This window comes from Pseudomonas sp. SHLD1 (assembly GCF_028640935.1).
Taxonomy (GTDB): Bacteria; Pseudomonadota; Gammaproteobacteria; order Pseudomonadales; family Pseudomonadaceae; genus Chryseomonas; species Chryseomonas aestiva.
This window is the reverse complement of the sequence record NZ_JAQZAD010000023.1, coordinates 25081-46511: the sequence shown is the minus strand read 5'-3', so window position 1 is coordinate 46511 and position 21431 is coordinate 25081. Positions and strand designations below refer to the sequence as shown.

The following is a 21431-nucleotide window of genomic DNA, read 5'->3' as shown; positions in this document are numbered from 1 at the left end:
CTGGCGCCCCGAGCCTTGCGCTGCATGGCCTCGGCGCAATTTCGTACGTCAGCTGCGCTGTGTAGCTATCCACGCCTTACTATCGCTGTAAGCGGTCTCGTCCCATTGCTGATCCATTCTGCGAGCTGATCGAACGCTTCTGGCGTGGAGGGTCCGGAGATGCTCCCTGGTTGCTGAAAGGGTAGGGGAGGGGGTGGCTTAGGTTGATCCAGTCGCTGTTCCTGGGATTGCTGCGCGCTGCAATCCACTCGAGCGATCAGGTTCCTCGGTACCTTATCGGCACGTTCTTCGAGGACATGACGCATCTGGTGTGGATCCGTCTCTATGTATTCCATCGTGGTAGCGATGCTCGAGTGGTTCAGCAGGGCCTTGGCCACGTGAATGTTGCGATCCGCTTGTCGCATTAGGTCGGACGCCAGGGTGTGCCTGAACCGATGGGGAGTCATCCGAGTCCCTACTATCGCCGTCAGCTTTCTATACATTGCCTCAATCTGATTAATATCCATAGTTTCTCGTCTGTAATGCGAGGAGAACCTATTAACGTTAAATAGCTGGTCCGTGGCTTTGAAATGCAGAGAGTCTGCCCACGCTACAATGCGGTCTATGTACTCATAAAGAGGTCCAGGAATGGGTAGGAGAAACTCTTTGTGAGTCTTGTCTCCTTCGCTTCGAACATTAATAGTTCTACGTCTTAGGCAGACGTCTCGTCTCTGTATACTTAATAAAGAATTCAGGCGAATTCCGGTATAGTGAAAGGTTTCGTAGACAGATAGCCAGAACCAAGCTGGGGTTATGCTGCTACGTTCGCCTGATACCCGTTCGATCTCTTGTAGCCTGATAAGCTGGTTGCGGCCCTGAGTAATGGCCTCATGAGGTACAGTTTTTTTCCGCTTTCTGGGTGGAACTACAGAGGTGTCAGTGAAGGGGTTTTTACGGAGCGTCAATAGGTCTTGAGAAATGGCGTATCCGAAAAGCGTTTTGAGATGACTGGCGTACGTGTTCCAGCTACGCTTGGCTAAGCCTGAATCCAAGGCCTCCTTGCGCCAGATCAAAACATCTCGATGATGTAGCTTTTCGAGTTCGACGTCATCGCCAAATCTTCTGCTTAATGCCCGGGCTGCTGCTAGGTAGATAACTCTAGTTGCTGGCCTGAGATCGTGAGTATCATTGTATGCGCTAGCGATATCGAGGATATTCAATTTTCGCTAGCTCCCATATCCTGCAATCGCAGGCTAATGTTATCGAATGGTGGATGCGTGAAGATTGCACCGGGGTCCTTCAAAAGATAGCCTTTGAGCAGTTTGGATTTCCGCGGACCGATGACCTCGCATGTCCATATATTGAGATTGTCCGGTGTCTTGCGGTTAGTTTTGAGTTTTTCAAATCCGCGTTGAACTAGCTGCCAGGTTTCAATCCCTCTCGCCTCGGCTTCCCTCTGTAGGTGAGGATGCTCCAAGGCATAGCGCTTGAATAATCCGGGGCTGACGAGAAACGCAGTGCCATCCACTGTGTGGATCATTGCTTTGGCATCGTTGATCACCAGCGTGTGTGAAAGCACGCCCTGCCGCGCCCAAGCTATGAAAGCTTGGCCGAGATCAGCTGCGTCCTTGGCCAAAATTGCCTCTTCAGATAGGTGCTCGGCGATGCAATCAGTGAAGTTGTTTCCGGTGACGTCAGGGAGCAACTGAGAAACTGGAATTTCTGAAAATGAAGCTGCTTCACCGAAGAGCTCATCTGCTAGTGCAAGGGTCTCGTCCATGGGGTTCAAACCGGTCTGGAATGCGGGCGGCGGCAGTGTTTCGGATGAGGACACCTCTTGTGAAGATGTGACATGCGTCACGGTTTGTGGTATCGGATATGATGGCGTAGTGATATCGCTCGCAGGTGCAGGCCGCTGCTGATCTAGCTCGGTGTCTTCCGGCTGCTCAAGTGTGAAAATGCCGGTAAATGGAGCTGGTCGATCTGTAGGATCTGGCCAGATAAGCGCGGGGGATACCTTGAGTAAGGTGAAGGTATTCTTCCAGCCGTGGCCGGTGTCGATCGTTGCCTTCCAGATAGCCTTGTCCTGAGCGTTAACCTGAATGATGGCCTGGTCCTGGATCAGGTTGAAGAATGGGGCGTTCGACGTTGGAATACCTTCTACGCCTTGGGAGAGCATCAGTGCCCGCAACTGGTCTGAGGCAGGCTTGCTGACGAGCCATAGCGCATCCTGGGTCAGCCACCCATCCGATGGCCCATCTGGCTGGTTCAGCTTGAACTTCTCTATGACCAGGGTGCGGAGCCCGTCGGCCAGCTGACGCTGGATCGTATTCTTGGGTGCCTCCATCGCGCGCTGTGGGTTCGCGCCGAGCTCCTGAGCCACACTCGCCTGGTCAGCCTGGACGATCATTTCCCCCAATACACCTGCGTGCTGGTATTGCCCGGCCAAGACGAAGATCAGCGATGACCAGAGCTCGCGGTAGCCGCTGAGCCAGTCCAGCACGTGTGGCGGCAAGACCTGGAAATAGACGAGTGCTGAGGCAGCGCCATGGAGCTGATAGTCGCGGCCTTTGACGTACCGGAAGCGGTAGGGGCTTTCGATGCGGCCGTGCCAGGGATGCCAGAGCTTGCCGTCCTGAAAGACGACCTCGATGTCGACAGCAATCTTGCCCAGGTCGTGGAGCAGGGCGCCGTAGGCGACGGCAGCTGACCAGGCCTCTGCCTGTGCTGCTTGCGACTCAGGCGGTGCACCAATGGGGAGGAGGTAGTTCTGCCGGATCTTCAGGGCATAGGCGACGATCTCTAGGCCGTGATCGAGCAGGCCCCCGGGATAGGCGTGGTGGTGATTTTCAGAGGCTGGGAGCTGCTGGACCAGGTCCGCGTAGCGTTCGAGGGGCGCGCGGTAGAGCGAGGCGAATTGCTCGCGCGACAGCGAAGTCCGCTGCCAGATGTTCTCGATGAGCTTCTGGCGGCGGGGAAGTGCCAGTAGGTCCTTGCCCGCAGACGGCGGTGTGAAGCCCTGTTTGCCGGAGTCTGGAGGCGTGGAGGGTGGGGCTTTCTTCCTGAAAAATAGATCGAACATGGCATGCCCTTGGTAGTTCTTGGGCCTGCGTTGTCGATCAGCGGCGGCGAGCGGACAATGGTAAACCGCTATCACTCCTCAGGAGGTTAGAGCGGCAGTTGGCCATGATTAAGCTCGATGTCACTAACCGATATGCGATGACATCGAGTCGCTCGGTTGCCCAATCAGCGCGAGTGATGACTGGCCTTGGGTTAGTTCGATGTCTGGGTGCTCTTGCTGTAGCTGATTGATTCGCGTCTGGGCTGACTGACCATCGCTCACTGTGGTGAGGATACCGGCAAGATCAGGCTGGCCACCTGCCTGATCAATGCGCGCAGCGTACTTGGCTACGGCGACGCGGGCGGCGAGGTGCGTGGCATCGCTTTGGTGTTCGAGGGCGGCGGTCAGGTAGGTGGCGATGAAGCTGTCACGGGGTGCGCCTCTGTCCAGGTCGACTGTCCAGTAGGCCAAGCCCGCTGCATCGGCAGGGCGGCCCAGGACATTCTGGTAGAGAAAGTCCACGTAGGCACCGTTGTCGAGCTGGGTCCCGGCCTCGCCGTTCTGCTGACCGGCCATATAGAGGCTGGCGGCTACCTTGCCCAGAGCACTAGCGCTGGATAGGCCGGCACCGGTCTGGCTGCTTACCTCGCCGGACCAGTAGGAGATCCCGGCGAAATCGGGCGCACGGTTGAAGGCCGCCACATAGAGTGCCACGAGAAAGTCGCCCTGGCTGGAGGACAGCCCTGGGAGAGATAGGACGACGGTAGGGATGCTGGGGTCGGCCACGGAAATCGTGGGGGTCGGCCCATCCCCAGGCGAGGGTTGCCCCGGATTTAGCGCCGCGAGGCTGAGCACCCCGTCGGCGAACTGGAAGTTCTCAACCCCGAGCACGCTGTCCCGCCCGTCCGGGGAGCCGCTGCGCAGGTCGGTGAAGGTCAGCACGCCATTGAGCTGCTGCAGGACCGAATAGAGGCTGCGGGCGCCGGAGAAGACAGCCGTGTCGTTACCGTTGCCGCCGAACAACTGGTCGTTGCCGGCGCCGCCCTCCAGGACATCGTCGCCATCGCCGCCCTCCAAAATGTCATTGCCGGCAAGGCCCTGTAGCCGGTCATTGCCACCCAGGCCCTTGAGCTGGTTGCCGCTGTTGTTGCCGATGAGTAAGTCGGCCGCCTGGCCACCGGTGGCGTTCTCGATGGTCACGCCTTGGGCGATGGTGAAGCCGCCGGTGAGGGTTTCCGAGGTGGAGAGCCAGCCGCCACCGCCCACTTCCGCTTGCAGGGTGGCGGGACGAAGATCAAGCTTGGCGCGGCTAGTACCGGTGTAACGGATCTCGTCGATCCCGCCGGTATCCCAGATCGTGGTATAGCCACGGTTGGCATCGACATCGTCATTAAAGGTATAGACGTCATTGCCCGTCGCACTGCGGCGGGCGCCGTACATGGCCTGCAGCGCCGCAATGTCTAGTGCGCCGAACGAACCCGGCTGGGCGTTGAGTGAAGTGTCGAAATCCACTTGCGGTGTGAAGGGGTTGTCCTCGCCCCAGAAGGGGTAGGTGTACCCCATCACCGAGTAGATCTGGGAATTGAGGTGACCGGTGCCTTTGCTAGCGGGGTCGGTCACGCCCGGCAGTGGGGCGATGCCATTGCTTTCGTCGTGGGGGTGCTTGAGTCCCAGCGAATGCCCCAGTTCGTGAAACCAGGTTTCCGAATAGGTGCCCAACCGTACGACGGCGGCAGACCCGGGCACATTGGCATCGATGCCTACCACGGAGTCGACACTGGTCACACCAGGCGCCGGTACGCCAGCCTCGCCGCCGCCACCTTCGCGTAGCCGGAAGTTGATGTTGCCGGGCTCGGCGACTTGGGTGAAGGTCAGGTTGGTGAAGGCGCTGGCGTTGGCCAGGATCTCGCGGTAGAAATCCTGCCAGTCTCCTTCATTGAAGTCGGGCACGCCATTCTGATTGATATCGCCGTAGGCGAAGCTATAGGTCAAGGCCTGAGTGTTCCAGGCGTTGCCAGTCAGCTGGCCATCGACGACAGGATTACCAGTAGCAGGAAACGGGCGGTACAGATCGCTCATAGGGAGATCTCGATTAGGTCTCCTCCATGAGCGGAATACGGTGACGTGAAGAATATATAATCGCGATAACCGTTATCTAGAGCGCTTCGTCTGGAAGATGAGCTTGCTCAGTTGGGTAGTCTTCCCATGGGGCGTCGCCCAATGAGGCGATCATCGGTGGGGTAGGATATCTAGCAAGATACTCGCAAGCTACGCTGTACCCTTTGCTCTTCGCAGCCATGAAGTAACCCCCGAAAGTTAGACATCGGGATCGAGCTACATCAATCGAGTTACTCAAAGCAAAAGGGCTCTCCCAGCAAGAGCATCAGCGCCGACGGCCATCCAGCGCATGAGTGCTCATGGCAAACGGATCGTTGCCTCCATTCCTACCTGCTTTTTGCGATAGCTCGTTGCGACCTATCCGTTCTCGACTAGCCTGAGGTAGCGTGATGTCGACTGAGGACTAGAAGATGGATAGCTTACGTGAGCGCTTGGAAGCGCTGGATCCACCGGTGAAATCATTTTTGGATTGGCGCGCTGACGGCTGGCTTGTCTGCTTGTTGGATCCCTCAGTGCCCGCGATGGTATCCCGCGTCATCGAGTGGTCAATCATGAAAGATATTGGCCAGACCAATATGATCATCCTGCATGCGGTCAATGAGTTGCGGCGCAAAGGGTCGCATCTCCCGCTCGAAGCCGACACGGCTCTCATGGCAAGCCGGATGTGAGCGCACTAAGCCCCAAAGAAAAGGCCAGAACTCCTGTGCTGGCCTTGGCTCAATGCCTTGGGGGCCGACCGAGCCCAAAGCCTGAGTATAGATCGATCAGGAAATCGCGCGACGCAGATGGCGGCGTGTTAACTGGCGGAGATGTAGGCCTATTCGGACGCTTCTGACTTCTTGGGATTTAGCTGCCATGGACGGGCCTGAAACTGTTTCTCGGCCTCTGGGCTGCACCTACCTTCATGCCGTGAGCAGGCGGGCTTACGTCCCCAGTGGCAGTCTGGTGTCAGGGTGCAGTCTACAGAAGGTGACTACCGGCGCTCAGCCTAGATAGCTACCAAAAGTCATAGAAAGATGAGAGCAGTGCAATCCCAATCACTAGGTTTCCTAGCACCAAAACGGCGGTAGCTATACGTCTGTCGGAATCTCTCACCAAGCGGAGCCCTGAATGCTTTGGGTCGAGCGTCTCTGTTCCATTAGAGTCTCTTCCTCTTCCTCTTCCTCTTCCTCTTCCTCTTCCTCTTCCAGCCGCTTAGCCAGGTAACGCTTTCCAAGCCCACCGATCACTCGCACCCTGGAGCAAGCATCAGTGCGTATTTGGGCCCTGGTGGTGATCCTCAGTTTATGGTGAAGAATGTTGCATACGTGAAATTTTCTGTCTCCGATAGTCATAGTCGTCTCGAGATAGCATGGATTCTCAGGCGGTAAAGGCTTTGATAGACACAGATTGGGCATGGGGAGTGCAGCCCTATGGATTCAAAAGTGCTCAGCTTGTGAACACGATTGGCGAAGCTGTCGAGACAGCTGCGGGAAGTGATCACCCTTGGCACCTAAACGTGACCTTACCGAGGGCCGTCAGTGGACGGGCGCGTTCGGATTCGACCCACAAGATCTGTAGCGCTATTATCTAAGAAAGCGATGATCGCGATAACCACAATGGCCGCATGCCAGCAAGCCGGCTGATAGATGCCACCGATCCTGCCTCCCTTACCTAATGATCGTGCAGCCTTTGCCATGGCGGGCTTTGTCGCTTACAGGGATCAGCCGCTTGATTTGAAGAGGCCTGAACTGCACTTTCGGCAAGCGCTTGCCTATCTGTCCGCCTTGAACGATGTGCAAGCTATCGCCGCAGAAAATCTTCAAGCGTTCACCCTGGTGCTCGTCCGGCTCTACCGGGGACACTCTCGTCGCCTAGGGTCGCTCGATTTGCTGTGAAGCCGCTTTTTTCTTGATCATCCATCTCGCCCGAGAGCTATTACCGTGCTCGATCACACGCTTCCGTATCTGCCTAACAGTGAGATGGTCACCGCCTTGCGCGAGCATGACTGGTCCGCTACTCCGCTGGGGAGGCTCGAGGATTGGCCTGCGTCCTTGCAATCCAGTGCTGCCCTGATGATCAGCACGGCCAGCCCGATGTTCATCGTTTGGGGGGATAGCCTTACCTATCTCTACAACGACGCCTGTGCGCCTATTCTCGGTTTGCGCCATCCAGCTGCTTTTGGCCACAGCTTCCGAGACGCTTGGCCGGAGGTTTGGCCCGAGCTTGAGCCCTTGGTCGCGCGTGCCTACGGCGGTGACGCCTTCACGCAGAAGGATCTTCCCTTGCGGCTTCAGCGCCTGGGCTACGCCGAAGACGCCTTTTTCACCTATTTCTGGACTCCTATTCGTCTGGATGACGGTACGGTAGGCGGCTTTCTAGGCGGCTGCATTGAAACGACGAGGCCGGTTCAGCAGCAACAAGCATTGGAGAGCGCCAACCAGCAGCTTTGCCTGCAGATCCAGACCGGCCAGGAAGAGCGGGATCGGCTCAAGTCACGTGATTTTCTGAACGTATTCAAGGACCGCATCCGAGATCTGGATGATCCGCTCGACATGGCGGCGATGGCTGCTCGGGTGATGGGAACGCGGCTTGATCTTCAGGCCGCGGCCTATGCCGTCATGGATGAGGACGGCGTTTATGTCCACGTCGAGCGCGACTGGACGGCAGGCAGCGGCACGCGCTTAGCCGGCCGCTACCTCTTCGAGGAGTACGGCTCCTATGTCGAGGATCTGCGCCGGGGTCAGACCGTCGTCATCCATGATGTCGCATTGGATCCGCGCACTCGCGATCAGGTCACTCAGTTCTCGGCCATCAATGTCCAGAGCTTGATTAACTTTCCGATCATGGAGCGCGGCCGCTTTGTCGCCGCGTTTTTTGTCGTGTGCGCGCATCCCCGGCAGTGGCGAGAGGAGGAGATTGCCTTCGTCAAGGATATCGCTGAATTGACGCGCTACGCCGTCGAGCGCCGGCGGGCCGAGCAGCGCCTGCAGGCATTGAATGCGACACTGGAACAACAGGTGCTACACCGCACCCGCGAGCGTAACCGGGTCTGGGAAACCACCAACGACCTCATGGGTAGCGCGACCCTGGCAGGCTACCTCAAGATCGTAAACCCGGCCTGGCAGCAGCTGCTGGGGTGGAGCGAGAGCGAGCTACTGAGTCGTCCCTTGATCGATTTTGTAGATCCCGAGGATCACCCTGGCGCGCTACAGGTATTAGAGCGGTTGGCTCAAGGCGAGACCATCACGGGCTTCGTAGACCGCGTCATCACCCGTGAGGGTGAGCGGCGCACCATCATGTGGACCGCAGCGCCTGACCCTGGTACCGAGCTATTTCACTTTGTCGGCCGCGACCTGACTGACCAGCGTGAGATCGAAGAAGCCCTGCGTCAGGCGCAAAAGATGGAGGCAGTCGGCCAACTGACGGGTGGATTGGCTCACGACTTCAACAACCTGTTGGCCGGCATCTCAGGATCACTGGAACTGATGGCCGCGCGGATCAGCCAAGGCCGAGTCAATGAGCTGGATCGGTACCTCGCAGCCGCCCAGGCCGCCACGAAGCGCGCCGCGGCGCTGACTCATCGCCTGCTCGCCTTTTCGCGTCGGCAGACGCTCGCCCCCAAACCGACCGATATCAATCAGCTGGTCAGCGGTATGCTCGACCTCATTCAGCGTACGGTCGGGCCCGCTATCGAGGTGCAAAGCGTCGGCACCGCCGGGCTGTGGCCGGCGCTGGTTGATGCGTCGCAGCTAGAAAATGCCCTGCTCAACCTCTGTATCAATGCGCGGGATGCCATGCCCAGCGGTGGCAAGATCACCATCGAAACGGGCAATCGCTGGATTGATCAACGCGGTGGCCAAATGCACGACATTCCGGCCGGTCAGTACCTGTCGCTGTGTGTTTCGGACAATGGCTCGGGCATGTCCAAGGCTACTATGGCCAAAGCCTTCGACCCCTTCTTTACCACCAAGCCGTTGGGCATGGGGACGGGGCTGGGCCTATCGATGATCTATGGATTCGCCAAACAATCTGGAGGCCAGGTTCGCCTCTACTCCGAGGAAGGCGATGGCACCATGGTCTGCATCTACCTGCCTAGGTATGTCGGCAAAGCTGATGTTGACGTCATAGCAGGTCATCTCGGCGAGCGTGAGACCGCGCGTACGGGTGAAACCGTGTTGGTGGTAGACGATGAGCCCACGGTGCGCATGCTGGTTACAGAGGTACTGGAGGAGTTGGGCTACGTCGTGATTGAAGCCGCCGACAGTATCTCCGGACTCAAGGTGCTGGAGTCGGATGTGCGCATTGATTTGCTGGTGTCCGACGTCGGCCTGCCGGGTGGCATGAATGGCCGGCAAATGGCCGATGCTGCACGGACCAGTCGACCTGATCTCAAGGTCCTGTTCATCACCGGCTTTGCCGAGAATGCGCTATTCAACAACGGCCAATTGGAACCGGGCATGTCGGTGCTGACCAAGCCCTTCGCTATGGACGTCTTGGCCGCGCGCATGCGGGAGCTCATCGGGACGCCGCCATGATGCAGATGCCGTCGAGTAAAGACAGTGGCATTGGCAACCCCTAATAATCATCTTAATCTGACCGCGTTCAGGCGATATTGCGCTTGAGCTGCCCCGTCAAGCATGCCGGTATCAGGCTTCGCAGCGCTGCCGGTTGGTGCACCTTCAACTTTAGCCGTCACTCGCTGACAAGGCGCTTTCTTTGGCTTCGGATCGAAACGCTCTCTCTCTCGACGAATTGCGGCGGGAAAACGCTGACTTGCGCAAGCGGCTCGATCGCGCCGAGCGCTCCAGTCGTCTTGTACTCGACAGCGCGCTGGACTACGCCATCGTCGTGGGTGATATGACCGGCAGGATCACGGACTGGAGCGCCGGCGCTCACCAGATTCTGGGGTGGTCACGGGACGAGATGCTGGGGAAATCCATGCACCGGTTCTTCACCGCTGAAGACCGTGATATGGGGGTGCCAGAGCGCGAGATTGGCTTGGCGGTCAGTCAGGGAAGAGCCATTGATGATCGCTGGCACCTGCGCGCCGACGGCGAGCGCTTCTGGGCCAGTGGCTTGATGATGCCCATGTGGGACGAGGGGCATTTCGTGGGTGTAGTGAAAGTCATCCGTGACCTGACGGATCGGGTCGAAGCGGAGCAGCGCCGGCAATTGCACACGGAACAGCTGGCTCAGCAATTCCAGCAGCTCGCAGAGAGCATCCCTCAACTGGTGTGGATCTCGGACGTCCAGGGCCGCGATCTCTATTTCAACCCTCAATGGGAGACATTCTCCGGCCTTTCGACCGAGCAATTGGTTAACAATGGCTGGCACTCACTTATCGCTGAGGAAGCGCGACAGCACATCGTTGCCGAGCGCGCTCAGGCGATGGCTGACGAGCGCGACTGGGAGGCTACCTTCCAGATGCAGACCGTAGGTGAGGGGCCACACTGGTGCCTGTGCCGTGCCTTGCCCATCCGCAATCTAGAGGGAGAAGTCATCCGCTGGTTCTCGAGCTGTACGGACGTCGATGCGATACAGAGTCGCTCCACTCGGTTCGAGCAGGACGCCGTAGCGCTACGGTCCGTCAACGTCAGCCAGGAAGTCGCACTGGATCGAACACGCCAAGATTTAAGCGATGAACGACATACCCGCGAGGCCGCCGAGGATCAGGTGCGCCAGCTTCAAAAGATGGAGGCGGTCGGCCAACTCACCGGTGGTATCGCCCACGACTTCAACAACATGCTGACCGTCATCATGGGCGGCTTGAACATGCTGCAAGCCCGGTTACAGCGGGGCGACACCCGGGTGGATCGCTATGCTGATCTGGCCTTGGAAGGTACTACCCGCGCTGCGGAACTCACGCATCGGCTGCTGGCCTTTTCTCGTCAGCAAGTCTTGTCGCCGGAGCCGGTCGATCTCAATCGATTGGTCACCGGCCTCTCAGGCATGTTGCAGCGAACCCTAGGCAGTGCCTATCAGGTGGAATTCGTCCGGCACGCTGGGCTGTGGCTGACCCAGGCCGATATCGGTAGCCTGGAGCAAGCCATCCTCAACCTGTGCGTAAATGCCCGGGACGCTATGGAAAACGGGGGGCGTATCACCGTTGAAACGGGCAACGCCTACATCGACGATTACTACGCAAGCCAACATCACATCGAGCCGGGCGAGTATGTCCTGGTCGCTGTAACGGATACCGGGACAGGTATTGATGACGCGACGCTTGAACGAGTGTTTGAGCCCTATTTCACGACCAAGGAGGTAGGGCGAGGCACAGGCCTTGGGCTGTCGCAGGTCTATGGATTCGTCAAACAATCCCTAGGGCACATCAAGCTCTACAGTGAGCTGGCACATGGCACGGCGGTCAAGATCTACCTCCCGCGCTATCGTGGCGACGCCAAGCCCGTTGAGCGCTTTGACGCGTCGACCGATGTCATTCCGATCGCCAAGGAAGGCGAGCTGATCCTTGTGGTGGAGGATGATCCGCGTGTGCGGGTCATTTCGGTCGAATCCTTGCTTGAGCTGGGTTATCAGGTGCTTGATGCCGACAGTGGCGCGATGGCCCTCAACCTGCTCACCCAGCATCCTGAAATCTCTCTGGTGTTCACTGACGTTGTCATGCCGGAGATGACGGGGCGCCAGCTGGGTGATCAGATCGGCCTGTCCCAGCCCTCCATGCGGATGCTCTACACGACAGGCTACACCCGTAACGCGATTGTCCATCATGGGACGCTCGATCCGGGGGTCGCCCTATTGCCCAAGCCTTTCACTCTCAGGGACCTGGCTATCAAGGTCAGGCAGGTGCTCGATAGTTGACCACCTGTCAACTCGTAGCAACGGCACCAGCATCGGAAGGTCTACTGATCCTTGCCATCCAATATGTCGGCTGTTGCCTTCAAGTGATTAATTTTGCTCCCACTTCAGATTTTGGTCGTCGACGACGAGCCGCTTTTGCTATTGCTGCTGTCGGAAATCGTTGCCGACATGGGGGCCACCGCGGTAACGGCTGACCGGGCCGATAATGGCTTGTCATACCTAGAACAGCATGCAGACGAAATCGCTCTCTTGGTCACTGACGTGCTAATGCCCGGGCGGCTCAGCGGCTTCGACCTGGCGAAGATCGTAGCCGCTCGTTGGCCAGCACTGCCAGTGGTGGTCACGTCCGGCTACAGTGGTACCCAGCATCACGCCCTAGCGCCTAACGCGACCTTCATCGCCAAGCCCTGGACTTATCAGCAGATCGAAGAAGTCATTCGTAAGCGATTGCCGGCGGCGTAGTGGCTGCTGACATAGCCGACGCCAGTGATGAAGCAAGCCTTCACAGCTCCTGCTAAAATGGCCGACTGACCTCACCCTAGAGCAGCTGATAGTGAACCTTACGTCTTTACGTATTGTGGTGGTGGAAGACAATCTGATGCTGGGTCAGATTCTGGATGACTTTCTCGCGGACAGCAGAGCGACACTGCATCACTTCACCACTGGCGATGATGCGTTGGTTGCTGTCCTCGGCGGTTTGCGTCCTGACTTGCTGATCACCGACCACCTGATGCCCGGACAGCTCAAAGGAGCGGAGCTGGCCCAGATGCTTTTAAGCCGTTGGCCGGATATGCCGACGATTATTACGTCAGGTTGTGAGTACACGATCAGTGCAGAACTTCCGGCGCATGTCGTTTTTCTGCAGAAGCCTTGGCTATTCGAAGATCTCGAAGCAGCGATTCGGCAAGTGCTCAACTAGCTATCGCCATCACGGATCGCTGCTGTTGCCATACGGTATTCGACAGGACTGCACCCTCCGCAGCCAGCTTTCGGGGGTCACTTCACCAACGGCGGAGCCCTTTCTGGTAGGGCTTTTACCCTTAAAGCCCCCTTCCATTCCCTCCTTTGCTCCAGCCCATTTACGCTCCTAACCCCTTGATTCATGTGACAGATTGCTCAAATTTCGGCAGGGCTTAGCACGATAAAGCTGTTGCAGGCTAGTGAGCTGGGGCGTATAAGTGATGTCATAACGCAATCTGTTATTTTTTGAGAGAGTTGCTCCATGGCCAGTGCAGTTTTTGCCAAATTCGTAGGCAAAATTCTGGGACAATCCGCTTCGCTCTACCTGCGTGGCGAATCGCGAGTGTGCCTACTGATCGCCTCAGTTGGATTCAGCTCGGGTGCCATGACGATTGTGAAGTGGGGACTTCGTTTAGCACTAGCTGTAGTTGCACTAATAGTTGCTGCCAAAACTTTGTTCTTTGTTCTGATCGGTGTGATGGCAGTTGTTGCGGCCGCCGCTTTGATTGCCGGTCCCCATCAGGGCGAGGCAGAAGATGCGCTGAGTGCGTACGGTACTGGCAAATTCGGTGAGTGGCGTGATGGTGATGCTGGCTATGGTCACTATGATTCTTTTGGCCACAGAGACGACAACTACGGAAAATGACAGGCAGCTTGCTGCCTGTCTCACTCTCGCTACTCCCTCCCTGCCTTAGCCGCCGCAACAGCGCTATTCGCAGCTTGTTTACCCACCGTTCCGCTTTCTGCTTTGGCCGATTTACTACCCTCTGCCAGCCCGGTAATCATCCCTCCTAAGTTGGCGCCTGCCCATGAAAGGGCAGTTATCCAAAAGGCAGGGAGGATCAAGAACATAGCTCCCATCACGTAGTTCAACAGCATGTCACCCTGCATGTTGCTCAGGCCGATGATCGGGTCGAAGTTGGCGTGCGGCGCGGTGTTGTTGACCTTGTAGATCCCGGTGCCATACAGCGCGTCCATAATGGTGCTGTCGACCCACCTCGCCAATTGCAGCCAGAAGTCCACGAAGATCAGTGCGAACTGGGCAAACGTGAGTGTCATGGCCACCTTGAGGTCATAGGTTCCCAGTACCAGCACGATGGGGATGCAGATGATGAAGGCCATCTTGAGGAAGGCCATCACCATCGGTGCGGCCTGCCGGACGCTGTCCATGGCCGGGAAATAGGCGAGCGAGCCCACCGCTTGTCCCAGGCCAGCCGTAACCCTGGCGGCGTCGTTGTAAAGCGAGCTGCCGATCTGGCCGCCGTAGTCCCCGTAGACCTGCCCCTGCGTCAGCGTCTGTTTCTTCGGAGACACCAGATCCCGAATCACTGAGTCATTCACCTCGTCCTGAGACATGAAGCTTGCCCACTTGGCCAGCTTGGTGAGGATGTCCGGCTCCACCTGTGCCAGCAGTCGTGCTCTAAGGCCCTTGGAGCCGTCCGACCACCACTGGGTGCAGGTAGGGTATCCACCGCCGCCAGTGGTCTGTGCCAGGCCCGCGTCCCGGGTAGCATCGTAGGGCCATGCCGTACGCGGGGTATGGGAGCGGAAGCCCGAGCTGCCATCGCTGTAGTAGCCGCTGGTGTTGAGGAAGTACTTCGAGCCGATCCAGCTGACGTCCAGGTACTGCTTGTCGGTCAGGGTGGGCTGGGTCATGAACAGCTTGGCGCGAGCCCGGGCGTAGCAGTCGTTGGTGAAGTCGGCGACCTCCTGGGCGAGGAGGGGATTGTCGATCCGCTCAGCGTTGACCTCCATGCGCAGCTGCTGCAGATCCTGACCGCAGGGAATGCTGGCCACGGCACCGGCCGCCATGCCTTTCGACAGGGCGTGGACCACCATCCACCAGACCGGCACCTGGGCGCTCTTGCCGTTGAGGGTGCTGAACGACGTGCCCCAGCCCGTTCCGTCCGGCTTGGGCACATCGACCTGGCATTGCTTTGACCGAGTCTGGTCGTACTGGATAGTCGAGAAGCTGACATTCGCATTCGGGAGTGGCATCAGGCCGAGCATGATGACGACCAAGGCCACGAAGAACCGGTTCTCGATGCGCGCCAGGCTCAAGGCCCCCTTGTTGCCCTCGTCCTGGCCTTCGCCGCGGGCGCGGAGCCACTCTTGGATGATGATGGCAGCGAACGGCGCCGCAAACAGGCCAGTGCCGCCGATCATCTCCCAGATGCCGCTGTTGATGATCCAGCCCACCAGGGTCAGGTAGTACTCGAGGTAGTCGTTGGTATACAGCTGCATGGCGATCTCCTACAGCACATCAGCGTTGCGCAGTTCAAAGAGGCTGATGACCGCCAGGGCCAACGCCTCGCAGCGATAGATACGGCCACGCTCATCAGTCGCCGCCATCAGTCGGCGTCTCACCGGCCACCAGCAGCAGATCAGTCCGGCGTACAGGCACAGCCGCCACACCAGGAAGTGGCCACGATGCTCGGCCTGCCACTGGCGGTAGCTCTGCAGGTCGCCGAAGCCCCAGGCCGTCACAAGCACGAAGCCCAGGGCGATAGCTACCGCCAGCAGGAAGGGCCACAGCAGTGACCAGGTCAGGCCTAAACCGCGCCGACCGAAGCTGAGTACCGCTTGGGCGCGGCGAGACCAGGAGGAAGTCGTCATGGTCACTCGCCTTTCTTCGCCGGATTCTCGGTGCGATCCATCCGATTCGGCAGCGGATCGCCTTGGAAGATGCCCTTGGAGGCGTCCTTGCGGATCGAGGCGCGCTGCAGGATGGTGGTCGGCGAGTTGCCGGCCAGTTCCCGGCGCATGTCCAGCTCGGTCTTGAGGTTCTGGATCTCGGCCTGCAGGTTGGCGGCGTTCTGGTCGACCTGCGTTTGGGCGACCTGGTTGGCGGCCACATTGGGCTCCTGGCGGCCAGCGGCCAGGGTACGGACTAGCGACAGCGCCTTTTCGATGACATCGGCCAGGGAGACCTCGGACACGAGCCGCTTGGCCAGCACGTCCTGGTCTTGCTCGGTACGCAGCGATTCGATGATGCCGCGGGTGATTGGGATCGAGTTGCTGCCGGCAGCGGCCAAGTTCTCGGCCGTCATCGGCTGGGTGCCGGCGATCAGCGCATTCACCGCCTTGAGCTTGGTGTCGTAGGTCTCCTGAATCAGCGGGGTGAGCCCCACCCCGGCCTGGGTCACGGTCTTCTGGCAGTTGTCGCAGGTCTGCTGCTGTTGCTCGCCCAGTACCCGGGTGGCGAAGGTTCCGGCCTCCTGCGGCGACGACCAGGTGCTGCAGACGAGTCCGCCGTTGCAGCTGCTGGCAGGTATGCTCCCAGTGCTGGTAGGCGACCGGCCACTGAGCATGTTGTAACCGGCCTTGGTGACGTCGCCGACCACCTTGATGGGCTGCTGGCCACTGCCGCCGGCTTTGCTTCCGCCGACCCAGGTCACGCCCTCGTTCCCGCTCTTCTGCTCGACCTGGTTGATGGCCGCGACGGCGTCAGTGGTGCCGGCGGCTGCCGACTTCATCGCTTCGCCCTCGGCGAGCTTGTTCCAGCCGACCTGGCCGCCGGCGACATCGAGCATCTTGTCGGCGATGGCGCGGCAGGTGCCCTTCGAGCGATCAAAATCCAGGCGCGCCTGACCGATGCCGTTGGTGATGAGGTTGTACAGGCCCGGGTTGGCGCGCTGCAGGATCAGGCCGGGCAGGGAAGCGACGGCGCCGGTGGCGTTCTGCAGCACCGAGCTCATGATGGTCTGGAAGCCCTGAGTGGCCCCGTTGAGCTGGTTCTGCAGGGTATTGGTGAGGCTCATGTTTCCGCAGATCAGGTTGGTGTTCCAGCCACCACCAATCTGGATGCTGTCCATGTTGCCGACGCTGCCCATCGACACGGCATTGCCGCCGCCGATGCTGTAGAGCACGTCGTCACCGATGACGCTGCCCTGGGACTGCACACGGTAGGGCTCGGCCGCCTGGATAGCGCTGCCGAGAAGAAGACCGGCCAGGCAGGTGCTGGCCAGTAGGGTGAGGCGAGTGGTGCTCATGATCGACGGCTCCCTGATCATTGAAAGTCGGTGCTGCCCAGGAAGACCTGGCCTTCACGCTTGCAGCAGCTGTAGGGGCGCCACAGCGCCCAGGCATGGGCGCCCACGGCGTCTTGGACGTGAGGGCCTGGGTTGGGAAAGGCAGCGCAGCTCTGGCTCAGCGTGGGCGTAAGCTCCTGCCACTTGCCAGTGGTGGCATCGCCCTCAAGCAGCTCACCAGCGGGCCAGTAGCCGTCTTCTGGCTGGGCCAGCAGTGACTGGTAGACGTGGATCTGGCCAGAGCGCGTGACCACATCGCCTGCGCGCTGGGCCATGACCGCCGCGGCCTTGTAGTCGTCGGGCTGATGCAGGAAGCCGCTGCGCGGATAGACGTTGCCCCATAGGTCGCCGGACAAGGTGCCGCCCACTTCGCGCTTGCCCGGAATGAGGGCCTCCGGGTACACGACCTCGGGAATGCCGTACCGCCAAGCCAGGTAGTCGTAGTTGCTCAGCAGGTAGGGCATGTAGGCAGTACCGGCGCCTTTGCATGTGTAGCCGGAGCCGCTGGCGAACTGACTGAAGGCGTAGCCACCCGGGTGGCCGATGACGTCGGCGTTCTTGAACCTGGCGCTGACGGTGGCGTTCGCCTGAGTCGCGCTGTCGCCTGGGTCATTGCCGCCGGCGGCGACACTGCTGACGGGGCTGAACGAAGCCATCTCCGTCCAAGGGTTCTCGCCGGTATTGGCGTAGCTGGACACCACGGCATCGGGCACGAAGTGCCGTACCTTGGCCGAGGTCTTCACCTTGCAGCCGTAAGGGGTGCAGAACAGCCAGTAGCAGATGCCGACCACCTTGTATTCGAGGCAGTCGGGCGAGAGTGAGGACGACACAATGGTCGCGGTGGTGACCGCCGCGGTGGCCTGCAGGCTGGTGGTCAGCGGGATCGCCAAGGCAAGGCGCCGTAGGTGCTGCAGACGCGGCGTCATCGTCCAGTGCCCCGGAAGCGCTCAATGCTGGCCACAGCGGCCGCCACGTTGGGTTGGCCGTAGACCACATACCGGCGATCGACTACCACGGCAGGAAGCTTCGTGACGCCCAGGCTCCAGACGTCAGCGACATCCTGGTGCGCCTTGGCCAGGTCACGGCCCAGCTGCTGCGCCGACGCCGAACGCATCCGCTGTTGCGTAATGGCTGCGGCTTGCCGCGGGTCCGCCGGCAGACCTTCAGAGAGCTGCTGCTCGAGACGCTCGGAGGCATCCAGCAAAACAACGCGAGCCCCAGCGCTATTGGTCAGAGGGTGGGCGGCGTTGGTGATGGCCAGCACGTCAGCCACCGCAAGGGGCGTGCTGCAGGTGGCGAATGCATAGATCAGCCAGCGGAGCGGCGGCCCAGCTAGCGAGCGGGAGAGTAGAGGGAACATGCGCAGTACCAGGCAAAGGGATGGCTGGTACAGGAGACGCCATCAGTAGAGCTGGGTCAGTGGGAAACCGTATCTGGGTGCCTGGAGGTTAGATTTCGCAACAGCACAAGACGGGTCAAAAGGTGGGTAGCCGCAGTTTGCTGTCCGTCGAATGGTTATTCAGGCCGACGACAGCCCACCCACGACCGTTTCGCCGAAGCTATTATCGCGCGAATTTTCACCACCACCTTTGGACTCCATTTCGGAATCCGGGAGCCACAGTGCCTTTCGTTTCGTCGCCGGTCCTGATGCTGCTGTTCAAGCTGTTAGCCATCCGCATTCCTATATCCGTCCGTTACCTGCTAGCCCTAGCGCTTGTGGGTAGCTGTACAGCACTCAGGATGCAGTTACCTCCCTTCATGCTGCCCTACCTCTTTTTCATTCCCTTTCTAATGATCAATGGCTTTTGGTTTGGGGTCGGGCCGGCGATTCTCTCGACGATCGTCGCTACCGCGAGTGCAGAATACTTTTTCGTAGGGACGCCTTTCTCATTCGAGTTCACTCAACGTCAGGTTGTCAATAATTTATCTTTTGCACTAGTCAGCGGCACCATGGCAGTAGTGTGCGCACTATTCCGGCGCAGCTTGGAGTTGCTGTTCCAGACAGGTGATGAGCTCGAGCGCCAAGTCCTTCATACGACAGAAGAGCGAGATTCCATATGGTCAATTTCCCCGGACATGCTCGGCGTGCTCAATAGCCATGGAGAGCTGATCGCCGTCAATCCTGCCTGGCAAGAGACCTTAGGGTGGAGTGAAGCAGAACTGCTAGCAGGGCATTTTCGAGCGGTGATCGATCCCCATCATCTTGAGCGACTACTGGACGATGTGGTCTCCGGGAATGATATCAACCAGGTAGAAATTGAGGCGCAAAACAGAGCGGGCCAAAAGTGCTGGCTTTCATGGCGTATTGTCGTGAGTAACGGTCTGTACTATGCCTGTGTTCGTGACGTTTCCGAAGTTAAACGACACCGGCTCGCTCTGGATGCAGCTGAACAGCAGCTTCGACAAAGTCAGAAGATGGAAGCTATAGGGCAACTCACCGGCGGAATTGCGCACGACTTTAATAATCTTCTCACAGCGATTGGCGGTAGCCATGAGCTCATGATGTTGAGAGTGAAGCAAGGTAGGGTTCATGACTTAGAGCGCTACGTCGGCGTTGCGCAAAGTGCCGTACAGCGTGCGTCGTCGCTGACACATCGTCTGCTCGCCTATGCTCGCCGACAAACGCTAGCGTCCTCCGCAACGGATATCAATCGTCTCGTACGTGACATGGAGGAGCTTATCGCCCGAACTCTAGGGCCGCACATTCAACTTGAGGTGGTGACAGGGATCGCTCTATGGAACTGTTTCTGCGATCCGCATCAGTTGGATAACGCGCTATTAAACCTCGCTATTAACGCTCGGGACGCAATGCCCGATGGCGGTCGTTTGACGATCGAAACGGCTAATACTTGGCTAGACGAGCGCAGTGCGTTCGAGCGGGATATGCCGGCTGGTCAGTATGTCAGCATATCTGTCACAGATACCGGTGTCGGCATGTCGGCAGAAACCATACAGCGAATTTTCGACCCTTTCTTTACCACGAAGCCAGTGGGGTCGGGCACTGGCTTGGGCTTGTCGATGGTGTATGGTTTTGTTCGGCAGTCCGGCGGGCAGGTCAAGGCCTATTCCGAGGTCGGTCAAGGATCGACAATGACCTTGTATCTACCCCGCTATCATGCGACGTCAGGAGAACTAGAGAGGAAGACCATCATAGTCCAAAGGGATTTTCCTGCTGGTTTAACCGTACTTGTAGTTGAAGATGAGCCGGCCATTCGGATGCTTCTAACCGAGGCTCTCGACGAAATGGGGATTACAGTGCTTGAGGCTAGCGATGCCGTCGCAGCGCTAAAGATTTTGGATTCCAATACGTCCATTGATCTGCTGATTACAGATGTAGGGCTTCCGGGTGAAATAAATGGTGCTAAGTTGGCTGACGCAGCGAGAAAGCAGCGAGCTGAGTTAAAAGTTCTCTTCATAACTGGTTATGCAGAAAATTCCGTTCTTAACAACGGTATGCTGGATGCACAGATGGCTATCCTGACGAAGCCGTTTGCAATTGATACCCTTATCTTGAGGCTGAATACGATGCTGCGCCCGATTACGCCTTCTGCCTGAATGGGGCGCAAGTCTATACTGCGGTAGCGGGTAGGTCTTTCATAACTTGGGCCATCACCTTTGACGGGGCTTTAGTAGCAATCTGTGGTTTGGTCGTGGCTATGTCGTCTTCTTTGTCTGCTTGATAAGTTTTAACGCGAGCTCGCTAAGGAAACACATATCCAGTATGTTGTGCAGGGGACCTTCATACTGCGCGGTTGAGTGGGTTGATCGTTTAGTGACAGTTAAAATGCGATAGTTGCTAGCGACATCGCTCTGGCTTAGGCTGACTGAATAATCCGCAGGGAAGAAGGCTACAATGTAGTTTTGAAGGGTCCACTGCTCGCGTGTGCTGTTCATGAAAGTTCTGATCGGCTGCCCCTTGGTGATGGCGACTAATTTGCCATAGCTGTATACGCTTCGCTCAAGCTAAAATTTCACTTGCTATTTGATGCTCGTCACCTCACGCCGGGCTCTGATTGCCATGAGTTTCAGGTATTGAACTGACTTAGGTCAGACATCTGAGCGTCACTAGGACACGGGTGACGGCAGCTTGGTGCAGGTGCTTTTCGTCCTGTCGGCCCTGCCAGTACCCACGGCGTTCAGCGAAGCGAAAGGCCAGGGCGGTATCACCGCGGCGAAGGGCTGCCTTCTGCTGGTCATCTGCGATGTTACTGAAAAGGGTGAACAGCAGACGTTCCGCTGACTGCATCGCCTCCTGCTCACTGCAGTAAGACTCCTGATGTTCATAGGCGCCCACTCGGAACAGCCACTGGTGACTGGATTCCTGGGTAACTCGTGCCAGCTTGATCGGCGGAAGTGCGCTGCCGCCTTCAAACACGATCCTGAGCTTCGTCAATTCACCGGTCACACGGGGGAGGGAGGTATCAGCGGGATTGCTCATCGGCGTTGCCTGGCATTGGTGGGCGGTGGTGCGGGGTATCGCGGCG

At 58.5% G+C, this 21431-nt stretch carries 17 protein-coding genes; 8 read left to right on the top strand and 9 right to left on the bottom strand.

From position 1 onward, the window contains the following. Window positions 1-65 precede the first annotated feature (65 nt). The 3 genes from PVZ77_RS26125 to PVZ77_RS16265 all read right to left on the bottom strand — a co-directional run bounded on the left by PVZ77_RS26125 (window position 66) and on the right by PVZ77_RS16265 (window position 5119). Window positions 66-944, bottom strand: coding sequence for a site-specific integrase (locus PVZ77_RS26125; protein WP_443218129.1), 879 nt, complete (start codon window positions 942-944; stop codon window positions 66-68). A gap of 251 nt (window positions 945-1195) precedes the next feature. Then, entirely contained in the window at window positions 1196-3061 is a 1866-nt protein-coding gene (mobH, locus tag PVZ77_RS16270) for a MobH family relaxase (protein ID WP_273807582.1), read from the bottom strand. 123 nt (window positions 3062-3184) lie between these two features. Next, window positions 3185-5119 (bottom strand): DUF4214 domain-containing protein, encoded by a 1935-nt coding sequence (locus PVZ77_RS16265; RefSeq protein WP_273807581.1) that lies wholly within the window; start codon window positions 5117-5119, stop codon window positions 3185-3187. A gap of 449 nt (window positions 5120-5568) precedes the next feature. Between PVZ77_RS16265 and PVZ77_RS16260 the strand changes: the two genes are divergently transcribed. The 7 genes from PVZ77_RS16260 to PVZ77_RS16230 all read left to right on the top strand — a co-directional run bounded on the left by PVZ77_RS16260 (window position 5569) and on the right by PVZ77_RS16230 (window position 13562). Next, window positions 5569-5826 carry a hypothetical protein gene (locus PVZ77_RS16260; RefSeq protein ID WP_273807579.1) on the top strand — a complete coding sequence of 86 codons (258 nt, stop codon included), beginning with the start codon at window positions 5569-5571 and terminating at the stop codon, window positions 5824-5826. Between the two features lie 960 nt (window positions 5827-6786). Then, window positions 6787-7035: a hypothetical protein gene (locus tag PVZ77_RS16255; protein WP_273807577.1), complete on the top strand. Its 249-nt coding sequence runs from the start codon at window positions 6787-6789 to the stop codon at window positions 7033-7035. Window positions 7036-7212: 177 nt separating this feature from the next. Further along, window positions 7213-9675 (top strand): ATP-binding protein, encoded by a 2463-nt coding sequence (locus PVZ77_RS16250; protein WP_443218017.1) that lies wholly within the window; start codon window positions 7213-7215, stop codon window positions 9673-9675. Window positions 9676-9913: 238 nt separating this feature from the next. Continuing rightward, window positions 9914-11956 (top strand): PAS domain S-box protein, encoded by a 2043-nt coding sequence (locus PVZ77_RS16245; protein ID WP_273807574.1) that lies wholly within the window; start codon window positions 9914-9916, stop codon window positions 11954-11956. 93 nt (window positions 11957-12049) lie between these two features. After that, the gene (locus PVZ77_RS16240) at window positions 12050-12418 is read left to right on the top strand and encodes a response regulator (RefSeq protein WP_273807572.1); all 369 of its coding nucleotides are present in this window, start codon (window positions 12050-12052) and stop codon (window positions 12416-12418) included. 91 nt (window positions 12419-12509) lie between these two features. Beyond that, on the top strand, window positions 12510-12875 hold the full coding sequence (locus PVZ77_RS16235; protein WP_273807571.1) for a response regulator: 366 nt from the start codon (window positions 12510-12512) through the stop codon (window positions 12873-12875). A 303-nt stretch (window positions 12876-13178) separates the two neighbouring features. Beyond that, on the top strand, window positions 13179-13562 hold the full coding sequence (locus PVZ77_RS16230; protein WP_273807570.1) for a DUF3742 family protein: 384 nt from the start codon (window positions 13179-13181) through the stop codon (window positions 13560-13562). Window positions 13563-13591: 29 nt separating this feature from the next. On the opposite strand, the gene PVZ77_RS16225 is transcribed toward PVZ77_RS16230, so the two are convergent. Genes PVZ77_RS16225 through PVZ77_RS16205 form a run of 5 tightly spaced genes read right to left on the bottom strand, consistent with a single transcriptional unit; the run spans window position 13592 to window position 18211 of the window. Continuing rightward, complete coding sequence (locus tag PVZ77_RS16225; RefSeq protein ID WP_273807568.1) at window positions 13592-15160, bottom strand: conjugal transfer protein TraG N-terminal domain-containing protein; 1569 nt, start codon at window positions 15158-15160, stop codon at window positions 13592-13594. 9 nt (window positions 15161-15169) lie between these two features. Beyond that, window positions 15170-15532 carry a hypothetical protein gene (locus PVZ77_RS16220; RefSeq protein ID WP_273807567.1) on the bottom strand — a complete coding sequence of 121 codons (363 nt, stop codon included), beginning with the start codon at window positions 15530-15532 and terminating at the stop codon, window positions 15170-15172. Window positions 15533-15534: 2 nt separating this feature from the next. Further along, complete coding sequence (locus PVZ77_RS16215) at window positions 15535-16908, bottom strand: integrating conjugative element protein (RefSeq protein ID WP_273807566.1); 1374 nt, start codon at window positions 16906-16908, stop codon at window positions 15535-15537. Window positions 16909-16925: 17 nt separating this feature from the next. Then, window positions 16926-17873 carry a TIGR03756 family integrating conjugative element protein gene (locus PVZ77_RS16210; RefSeq protein WP_273807565.1) on the bottom strand — a complete coding sequence of 316 codons (948 nt, stop codon included), beginning with the start codon at window positions 17871-17873 and terminating at the stop codon, window positions 16926-16928. Further along, window positions 17870-18211, bottom strand: coding sequence for a TIGR03757 family integrating conjugative element protein (locus tag PVZ77_RS16205; RefSeq protein ID WP_273807564.1), 342 nt, complete (start codon window positions 18209-18211; stop codon window positions 17870-17872). The genes PVZ77_RS16210 and PVZ77_RS16205 overlap by 4 nt, the downstream gene beginning before the upstream one ends. Window positions 18212-18594: 383 nt before the next feature. Here PVZ77_RS16205 and PVZ77_RS16200 point away from each other — a divergent pair, with 383 nt between their 5' ends. Further along, window positions 18595-20502, top strand: a complete 1908-nt coding sequence (locus PVZ77_RS16200) for an ATP-binding protein (RefSeq protein ID WP_273807563.1) — start codon at window positions 18595-18597, stop codon at window positions 20500-20502. A 487-nt stretch (window positions 20503-20989) separates the two neighbouring features. Here the strand turns inward: PVZ77_RS16200 and PVZ77_RS16195 are convergent, their stop codons facing one another. Then, window positions 20990-21385 carry a hypothetical protein gene (locus tag PVZ77_RS16195; protein WP_273807562.1) on the bottom strand — a complete coding sequence of 132 codons (396 nt, stop codon included), beginning with the start codon at window positions 21383-21385 and terminating at the stop codon, window positions 20990-20992. Window positions 21386-21431: the final 46 nt, after the last annotated feature.